We start from the raw sequence: 2,057 nt of genomic DNA, 5'->3' as shown, positions 1-2,057 counted from the left end.
GTCAGAATCGTGGGTAGAAAATACGGCAGCAAAAAGGGCCACGTACACACGGTGAGATCGAGCAGATTCGCGCGTCGGTAGCCGCTGATGCCGAAGCGCTCACCGGTCTGACGTGCAAACTCACCGACCGCCAGAATCGCTACCACACTATGCGTGGTGATCAGCACCGCCGCCGATACCACTCCCACCATCCACCCCTCGGCGGCCCGAACCGACTGCGCCCGCTGCTCTGATGCGCTCACCAAACGCTCCAGCACGTCGGTGGCCTGCAGCGTACCCACCAGTGCCACCAGCAAAAGGGTGAACACACTCACGCCGATCGCGCGTTGCATGCCGTCTACCAGCACACCGGTCGCGCCGAAGGTGCCGGGGGCGATGTGCAGCAGGTCGAACGGTGTCACGAGCTGAAATACGAGGGCGATGCCCACCGAACTGGCCACGCCGGTCAGCAGCGCCGTAATGAGATGCGTGCGACGCAGCAGCATGGCGATCACCAGTGCGGGCGAGACGAGCAGAAGCAATCCCTTGGGTGACGCTGGTACCGCCTGCGCGGCGTTCGACAGCGTGACACTCACATGATCGACCACCGTGCCGCCGCCCAACAGCGCCGACACGACCAGTGCCACGAAGCCCGCCGGCACCGCGTAGCGCAACCGACTGCGCACGGTGCCGCCGATGTCCACGCGCTGCGTGCCACTCGAAGCGATGGTGGTATCGGATACCGGTGACATCGAGTCGCCGAACGTGGCGCCAGCGAGCAACGCCCCCATCAACGCCGCCGGCATGGCGCCTGCCGCACCACCGGCTGGATACAGGATCGGGCCGCACAACAGGATCGTGCCGAAGCTCGTGCCCGTCGCCGTGGCGACGATGGCTGTCGTGAGAAACGTCGCGGCGACGTATGCACCGCCGCTGAGCCCCAAGGTGCGCGAGAGCCACGCCAGCCCGGTCACCAAGCCACCCGCGCTGAGCACCGCGCCCATCACGCCGGCGAACAGCCACGCGCACAACATCACCATCACCACGCGCTGGCTCATGCCATCCAGCATCGCCTCGGCGTAACGCTCGCGGTCCTTGGCCAGCAGCAGCCCGAGTGTGAGTGCGCCCAGCAGAATAGGCCAGAATCCCTTCTCGTCGGGAGCGCCGTTGAGCGCGAGCCACGCCACGCCGGCCAGAAACGCCGCGAACGGCGCCAGCGCACCGGCCAGTCCGCCCACGAAGGTGAGCGGAGTGGGCGAGGGGTGGGGCGACGGCGTTGGACTGGGCATATGGCAGGACAAGGTCGTGTGGCGCTATCGTTCGCGCCATGTCTGAGACCACGCGGGATATCCACGACGATGCCTTCACGCTGTTCGATCTGCGGGTAGACGTGATCGCCACCGACCGCCCCATGGTATGCAACCACCAGGCGGGCGACTATTTCACGCTGCGCGGCGAGAACCTCGAGTTCCCCGCCGGCCAGTCGTTCCCGCTGTATCCGCTGGCGGCGCTCTTGCCGCTGTTGCCCGCCAAGCAGCGTCCCACGCATCCCAATGACTGGATGACGACCGACGCCGAGATCGCCTGTCCCGATCCACACTGCGGCGGGAGGTTTCGCATCACGCGTATTGGTACCACGACTTTCCGTCATGCCGACGTGACGTTGGTGCCGCTTCCTGTTGCGTTGGGGGAAGCATGAGTGCCGTTGATCAGTCGCGTGGTGACAACGCGGTCCCTTCGCGTGAACTGGCGCCGGGGTACGTCGTGCCCCGTCTCATCAAGGGCGGCTGGCAGCTGGCCGGTGGACACGGCACGGTCGATCGCGCGCAGGCCATTGCCGACATGGTGGCGTTCGCCGAGGCCGGCATAACGGCGTTCGATTGTGCCGACATTTATACCGGCGTGGAAGAGCTCATCGGCGCGTTCCTGCGCGGCTGGCATGAACGGTACGGCGCCGCGGCGCCCGCAATTCGCGTGCACACCAAGTGCGTGCCTGATCGTGACGCGCTAGCCACGCTCACGCGTGCCGACGTCGAGCGACTGATCGATCGATCACTCACGCGACTGGGCGTCGATGC

General features: G+C 66.2%; 3 protein-coding genes. 2 read left to right on the top strand and 1 reads right to left on the bottom strand.

What is annotated here, in order from left to right; genetic code table 11:
- Window positions 1–1,268, bottom strand: a 1,268-nt coding sequence (locus ACESNG_RS12605; RefSeq protein WP_373069231.1) for a Na+/H+ antiporter NhaC family protein, incomplete at its 3' end; no start/stop codon positions are given.
- A gap of 38 nt (window positions 1,269–1,306) precedes the next feature.
- Here ACESNG_RS12605 and ACESNG_RS12600 point away from each other — a divergent pair.
- Both ACESNG_RS12600 and ACESNG_RS12595 read left to right on the top strand, forming a co-directional pair.
- A complete protein-coding gene (locus ACESNG_RS12600) occupies window positions 1,307–1,678 on the top strand; it encodes a TIGR04076 family protein (RefSeq protein ID WP_373063169.1) in 372 nt (123 codons plus the stop codon).
- On the top strand, window positions 1,675–2,057 hold a 383-nt coding region (locus ACESNG_RS12595), incomplete at its 3' end, for an aldo/keto reductase (RefSeq protein WP_373069229.1). The genes ACESNG_RS12600 and ACESNG_RS12595, both read left to right, overlap by 4 nt.

It is taken from the genome of Gemmatimonas sp., assembly GCF_041689975.1.
In the GTDB taxonomy this organism is placed as follows: domain Bacteria; phylum Gemmatimonadota; class Gemmatimonadetes; order Gemmatimonadales; family Gemmatimonadaceae; genus Gemmatimonas.
The sequence above is the reverse complement of the archived record's forward strand: the minus strand, read 5'-3'. Positions and strand labels throughout refer to the sequence as shown.

Bases quoted from the DNA above. Each gene is read 5' to 3' on its own strand.
- ACESNG_RS12600 (WP_373063169.1), top strand. From the start codon at position 1,307: ATGTCTGAGACCACGCGGGATATCCACGACGATGCCTTCACGCTGTTC.